Raw genomic sequence first — 6,740 nt, forward strand, 5'->3', positions numbered from 1 at the left:
CTCAAGGAACGGCCGCTTCCTTTGTACTCACCCTCTCGGGCTTTCCTCCGGGCGCTTCCCTTCGGTCTTGCGTTTCCGACTCTATCAGATCCTTTTCCGACCTGATCCCCAGTCAGCGGGGTTTGCCTTCCCGGCCGTTGGGCCGTTCCGACGTCTCAAACCTTAGCTGATCCTCCCGGCGATTCCCAATCGGGCCGCCGAGCCCCTATTCGAATTGAATTCGGGCACGCCGAAATCAACCCCGTCGGGAGATCTTGCTGTGGTGTGAGTGCCGCTGTCGCGGCGGAAGGTGTCGTCGGCAGAACCGTTACGGCCCCGCGGCAACCCGAAGAACCTTACGGATCGGGCAGGGGGCTGTCAAGCATCCCCCGTCAAGGGCGGGACTGGCCCCTCAGTCGAGGTCGGCCAGGCGCCCGCCGGCGTCCGGCTGGGCGTGTTCCACCCTGCGCAGGAGTCTGGTCAGGACCTCGCCCAGGGCGAGCCGTTCCTCGGGCGAGAGGTCCTGAAGCAGCTCCTCCTCGAAGACCGTGGCCAGGCGCATGGCCTCCAGCCACTTCTCGCGGCCGTCGGGGGTCAGCTCGACGATCACCCGCACGCGGTTCGACTCGTCCCGCTCCCGGGTCACGAGTCCCTCGGTGACCATCCGGTCGATCCGGTGGGTCATCGCGGCCGGCGTCAGCCCGAGACGCTTGGCGAGTTCGCTGGGACCCATCCGATAGGGGGCTCCGGAGAGGACGAGGGCCTTGAGGACCTCCCACTCGGCGTTGCTGATGCCGAGGGCGGCGGTCTGGCGGCCGTACGCGACGTTCATCCGGCGGTTCAGGCGGGACAGCGCCGACACGATCTTCTCGACCTGGGGGTCGAGGTCCTGGAACTCGCGCTGGTAGGCGGCGATCTGTTCTTCGAGTGTCGGCTCGTTGAGGCCGGGGGTGTCGCCCATGGGGCCCGAGTATCCCATGCGGGCGCTTGGCGTCGAAGTCCTTGGATGTGTACTCTTTAGCTTCGAACTTTAGGTTCGAAGTCTTCACTCCTAACTTCTGATGGTCCTCTTCCGAGGTCGCCGTCTTCCGAGATGAGAGAGGTGAGCGTGACCAGGGCGATGGGCGCTGCGATGCGCCGGATCCACATGGGCAACGCACTCAGCGCGTTCGGGCTCGGTTTCACCGTCCCCTACCTGTACGTCTATGTGGCGCAGGTGCGAGGGCTCGGGGCGGTGACGGCCGGGTTGGTGCTCGCCGTCTTCGCCGTGGCGGCGCTGATCGTGCTGCCGTTCGCCGGGCGGGCCATCGTCCGCCGGGGTCCGTTGCCGGTGCTGCTCGCCGCCCTGGTCACCGCCGCTCTGGGGGCGCTGAGCCTTGGGCTCGCGGGCAGTGCGGCGGCCGTGCTGCTGTCGGCGGGGGCGCTGGGGGCCGGGCAGGCCGTGATGCAACCGGCGCTGGCGACGATGATCGTGGACTGCTCGACGGCAGAGACCCGGTCGCGGGCGTTCGCCACGCAGTTCTTCCTGCAGAACCTGGGTCTCGGCGTCGGCGGGCTGATCGGCGGCCGTCTGGTCGACACCAGCCGCGCCTCCTCCTTCACTTTGCTGTTCGCGATCGAGGCGGCGATGTTCCTGCTGCTGGTCGTGGTGCTGGCGACGGTGCGGATGCCGCACTCGCCGCGGATCGAGGACGCACCGGCGGGGTCGGGCCGGGGCAGCTGGAAGCAGTTGCTGGGCAACCGGGCCATGGTGCAGCTGTGCGTGCTCGGGTTCGTGCTGTTCTTCGCCTGCTACGGCCAGTTCGAGTCGGGGCTGAGCGCGTACGGCGTGGAGGCCGCCGGGATCTCGACGTCCGTGCTGGGGACGGCGCTGGCCGCCAACACGCTGGTGATCGTCGTGGCGCAGTTCGCGGTGCTGCGGTTCGTCGAGCGGCGGCGGCGGTCGCGGGTGATCGCGGCCGTGGGGCTGATCTGGGGCGTGGCCTGGGTCGCGGCGGGGTTCGCCGGGCTGGGGAGCGTCAGCCAGGAGATGGCGACGGCTGCGTTCGTGTCGACGTACGCGCTGTTCGGGCTGGGTGAGGCGATGCTGTCGCCGACGGTGGCCCCGCTGGTGGCCGATCTCGCGCCGACAGGGCTCGCGGGGCAGTACAACTCGGCGTTCGCCCTGGTGAAGCAGCTGGCGCTGGCCGTCGGGCCGGCGGTGGGCGGGCCGATGGGCGCCTCGCTGCACGGGCCGTACGTCGTGACCTTCCTGCTGTTCTCGCTGGGGATCACCGTGCTGGCGGTGCGGCTGGGGCGGCGGCTGACCGAGGCGCAGGACCGGCCGTGGGCGGTCCGGAACCGGGTCGTCGCGCGAGGTCCGGCGGCCTCCGCGGAGTCGGTGTCGGCCTAACCGGCGCCGGTGGCGGGTCCGGTCCCCGGGAGGACGAACTCGCACCAGACCGCCTTGCCGCCGCCGGGGGTTCGGCGGCAGCCCCAGTTGGACGCGATGGTGGCGACGATGGCGATGCCCCGGCCCGACTCGTCGCCCGGTTCCGCGCGGCGGCGTCTGGGGAGGTGGTCGTCGCCGTCGGTCACCTCGACGATGAGGCGGCGGTCGGTGCGGCGCAGCCGCAGACGCATGGGCGGGGTGCCGTGCTGGAGGGAGTTGGCGACGAGTTCGCTGGCCGCGAGGACGCCGAGGTCGTGCAGCTCGGCGGGGAACCGCCAGCTGGTGAGGACGCCGGAGGCGAAGGCCCGCGCGCGGGGCGCTGCTTCGACGCCGCCGAGCAGATCCAGGGCGGCGTTGCGGAACAGGTCGCCGTCCGCGCCGGTGCGGGCGGGGTGCTGGAGGACCAGGACGGCGACGTCGTCGTCGTGGTCGGCGGTGACGCCGGCCGAGCGCATCAGGCGGTCGCAGATGACCTGCGGGGTGCCGGTGGCTCCGGCGAGGGCGCGCTGAAGGGCCTCGATGCCCTCGTCCAGGTCGGCGTCCCGGCGTTCGACCAGGCCGTCCGTGTAGAGGACGGCGGTGGAGCCGGGGGCGAGGGGGACGGAGCCGGAGGCGTGCATCCAGCCGCCGGTGCCGAGCGGGGGGCCGGTCGGCTCGTCGGCGCGCAGCACCTTGCCGTTCTCGTCGCGGACGAGGATGGGCAGATGGCCGGCCGAGGCGTACACCAGCCGTCCCTCGTTCGGGTCGTGGATGGCGTAGACGCAGGTGGCGATCTGGTGGGCGTCGATCTCGGCGGCGAGGCCGTCGAGGAGCTGGAGCACCTCGTGCGGGGGCAGGTCGAGGCGGGCGTACGCGCGGACGGCGGTGCGCAGCTGGCCCATGACGGCCGCCGCGCGCACCCCGCGGCCCATGACGTCGCCGATGACGAGGGCGGTGCGGCCGCCGCCGAGGGTGATGACGTCGTACCAGTCGCCGCCGACCGCGGCCTCGGTGCCGCCGGGCTGGTAGGTCGCGGCGATGCGCAGGTCGTCGGGTTGTTCCAGCTCCTGGGGGAGGAGGGAGCGCTGGAGGGTGACGGCGGTCTCGCGCTGGCGTCGTTCGCTGGCTCTGAGGCGTTCGGCGGCCTCGGCGTGGTCGGTGACGTCGGTGGCGAAGACGAGAACACCGGGGCCGCGGGGGGCGCGGCCGGCGGCCTCGGCGACCGGGGTGCAGGTGAACGTGTAGGAGCGGCCGTCGAGGGCCTTGCGGGACTTGACCGTGCGGGGCTTTCCGCTGCGCAGGACCTGGTCGAGGAGGGGGAGGAGGCCCAGTTCGCACAGTTCGGGCAGGGCCGCGCGGGCGGGTTCGCCGGGCGGGCGGGCTCCGAAGGCGGTGGCGTAGGCGTCGTTGACGTAGGCGAGGCGGTGGTCGGGGCCGTGGACGAGGGCGACGAGGGCGGGGACCCGTTCGAGGATGTCGCGCGCGGGCAGGTCGTCCATGGCGGGGACGGACGGGGGATCGTCGGTCAGTTGTTCGGCGCGGGCCGCGGGGACGGCGTTGTCACCTCCCCGGCGGTCAGTGGCGACCTGGTGGTCGGTCCGCGCTGCGGCGCGGCGCTGCGTTCCGGGGAGCCGAGCGCTCCAGCGCGTGAAGTTCACGAATCCTTGCCTCGTGTAGTGGTCGTCGGCCGGCTCCGGACCCGGCCCGGGGTCCCTGGGGGAGGGCCTCTGCGGGCAGGGCGTGCGGGGGTCCGCTGTGCTGTGCGGCACAGTCTGGCAGGGTGGCCGACCGGGCCGACATCCGTCAGACGCCGGGGTGGCCGCGGTAGTTCCTCGGAGGGGTCAGTTCGACTCGTTCGGGTCTTGAGAAGGCTTTCCACCGGCCGCCAGTTCGAACTCCGCACGGGGATGTTCGAGTGAACCGAGGGAGACGATCTCCCGTTTGAAGAGGCCGGAGAGGGTCCATTCGGCCAGTACGCGCGCCTTGCGGTTGACGGTAGGCACCCTGCTGAGGTGATAAGCGCGGTGCATCAGCCAGGCGGGGTAGCCCTTGAGCCGGCGTCCGTACACATGGGCGACGCCCTTGTGCAGCCCGAGGGAGGCGACGGAGCCCGCGTACTTGTGCGTGTACGTCTCCAGGGGCTCGCCGCGCAGGGAGTGGACGACGTTGTCGCCGAGGACCTTGGCCTGGCGCAGGGCGTGCTGGGCGTTGGGGGCGCAACTCGCGCCGGGCTCGGCGGCGGTGACGTCGGGGACGGCGGCGGCGTCGCCCGCGGCCCACGCGTGCGCGTGTCCTTCGACGGCCAGCTCGGCGGTGCACACCAGCCGGCCGCGCGCGTCGCGGGGCAGGTCGGTGGCGGCGAGCAGCGGATGGGGTTTGACACCGGCCGTCCACACGACCGTACGGGTGGGGAAGCGCTGGCCGTCGCTGAGGACGGCGACCCGGTCGGCGCACGATTCCAGGCGGGTGCCGAGGAGCACCTGGATGTTGCGGCGGCGCAGTTCGGTGAGGGCGTAGCGGCCCATCTCGGGGCCGACCTCGGGCAGGATGCGGTCGGAGGCCTCGACGAGGATCCACTTCATGTCCTCGGGGCGGACGTTGTGGTAGTACCGCGCGGTGTAGCGGGCCATGTCCTCCAGCTCGGCGAGCGCCTCCACGCCCGCGTAGCCGCCGCCGACGAAGACGAAGGTGAGGGCCGCGTCGCGGACGGCGGGGTCGCGGGTGGAGGAGGCGATGTCCATCTGCTCGATGACGTGGTTGCGCAGGCGGATGGCCTCCTCGACGGTCTTGAAACCGATGCCGTGGTCGGCGAGACCGGGGACGGGCAGGGTGCGCGAGACGGAGCCGGGGGCGAGGACGAGTTCGTCGTACGGCAGCCGGCGTTCGCCCGCCCCCTCCTCGGTGGCGAGGGTGCTGACGGTGGCGACGCGCTCGGCGTGGCGCACGGCGGTGGCCTCGCCGACGACGACGTCGCAGTGGCCGAGGACGCGGCGCAGCGGTACGACGACGTGGCGGGGGGAGATGGAACCTGCGGCCGCCTCCGGGAGGAACGGCTGGTACGTCATGTACGGGTCGGGGGTGACGACCGTGATCGCGGCGTCGCCGCGTCCCAGTCCGGCTCTCAGCCGCCGCTGCAGGCGCAGGGCCGTGTACATCCCGACGTAGCCGCCGCCGACAACGAGAATGCGCGCACGTTCCTTCACCATCCCATGACGCACCCGGCGCCTTCGTTTGTCCACAGGCCCGGCAATTTGTGTGACCGGACGCCGAGGGCGCCCGGAGTTGGCCGAAATGACAGGGTCCGGATAAGCGCCGCAGGTCAGGGGCGTACGCCGGGTGCTTCAAGGGGGCGGAATCAGGACGTATACGACCCGTACTCCGATCGAGGGGCGCAGTGTGCGGAACCTCCCCCTTCTGAATTGACGCTCACTCAACTATGTTCGTATGCCGACGGGGTGTAGGGGGATGCGCTCATCGGGCCCGCGACGGGCGGGTTCGTGGTCCAGGCTCGTTCCACGCGCTCCGGTGCCGATGGCGGGGAGAGTCTCCGGGGGGAGACGTCATTACCGGGGGAATTCGTATGCACATTCAGGACTCTCGTTGGTCTACCGCGTCCGCCGTCGGGGCGGGCGGCGCGGTCGGCGCGGCGGTGGGGAACGGACGCGGGGACGGGCCGCGGACGACACCGCTGCGGGTGGACGCACAGCGCAATCTGGAGCACGTGCTGAGGGCGGCGCGCGAGGTCTTCGGCGAGCTGGGGTACGGCGCGCCGATGGAGGACGTGGCGCGGCGCGCGCGTGTGGGCGTGGGCACGGTGTACCGGCGCTTCCCGAGCAAGGACGTCCTGGTGCGGCGCATAGCCGAGGAGGAGACCTCCCGGCTGACCGACCAGGCCCGGGCCGCGCTCGGCCAGGAGGACGAGCCGTGGTCGGCGCTGTCGCGCTTCCTGCGCACGTCGGTGGCGTCCGGCGCGGGCCGGCTGCTGCCGCCGCAGATACTGCGGGTCGGCGTGCCGGACCAGGAGGAGGGCACGGAGGCGGCGGGCTCGGAGGAGGCGCGGGTGCCGCAGCAGCGGATGCAGCCGGCCTCCGGCGAGCTGCGGCTGGTGCCGGAGGGCGGTCCGGCGGAGGACGACGCGGGGGCGGCGGCGCTGCTCGAGGTGGTGGGCCGACTCGTGGAGCGGGCGCGCGCGGCGGGCGAGCTGCGGCCGGACGTGTCGGTGTCGGACGTGCTGCTGGTGATCGCGACGGCGGCCCCGTCGCTGCCGGACCCGGCGCAGCAGGCGGCGGCGTCGGCGCGGCTGCTGGACATCCTGCTGGAAGGGCTGCGGTCCCGGCCGGCGTGAGCGCGC

Annotated in this window: 5 protein-coding genes; 2 read left to right on the plus strand and 3 right to left on the minus strand. The window is 72.2% G+C overall.

Annotated features, from left to right (window positions below):
• Window positions 1-391: 391 nt before the first annotated feature.
• A complete protein-coding gene (locus ACZ6KF_RS14265) occupies window positions 392-940 on the minus strand; it encodes a MarR family winged helix-turn-helix transcriptional regulator (RefSeq protein ID WP_356636929.1) in 549 nt (182 codons plus the stop codon).
• A 159-nt stretch (window positions 941-1,099) separates the two neighbouring features.
• On the opposite strand from ACZ6KF_RS14265, the gene ACZ6KF_RS14270 reads away from it, so the two are divergent.
• Window positions 1,100-2,371: an MFS transporter gene (locus ACZ6KF_RS14270; RefSeq protein WP_469238725.1), complete on the plus strand. Its 1,272-nt coding sequence runs from the start codon at window positions 1,100-1,102 to the stop codon at window positions 2,369-2,371.
• Here ACZ6KF_RS14270 and ACZ6KF_RS14275 read toward each other — a convergent pair.
• Entirely contained in the window at window positions 2,368-4,047 is a 1,680-nt protein-coding gene (locus ACZ6KF_RS14275; RefSeq protein WP_356636931.1) for an ATP-binding SpoIIE family protein phosphatase, read from the minus strand. The two genes, ACZ6KF_RS14270 and ACZ6KF_RS14275, sit on opposite strands and share 4 nt — an antisense overlap.
• A gap of 183 nt (window positions 4,048-4,230) precedes the next feature.
• A complete protein-coding gene (locus ACZ6KF_RS14280; protein ID WP_469158784.1) occupies window positions 4,231-5,595 on the minus strand; it encodes an NAD(P)/FAD-dependent oxidoreductase in 1,365 nt (454 codons plus the stop codon).
• A 374-nt stretch (window positions 5,596-5,969) separates the two neighbouring features.
• Between ACZ6KF_RS14280 and ACZ6KF_RS14285 the strand changes: the two genes are divergently transcribed.
• Window positions 5,970-6,734, plus strand: a complete 765-nt coding sequence (locus ACZ6KF_RS14285) for a TetR/AcrR family transcriptional regulator (protein WP_356636935.1) — start codon at window positions 5,970-5,972, stop codon at window positions 6,732-6,734.
• Window positions 6,735-6,740: the final 6 nt, after the last annotated feature.

The organism is Streptomyces sp. NPDC046379 (genome assembly GCF_055587785.1).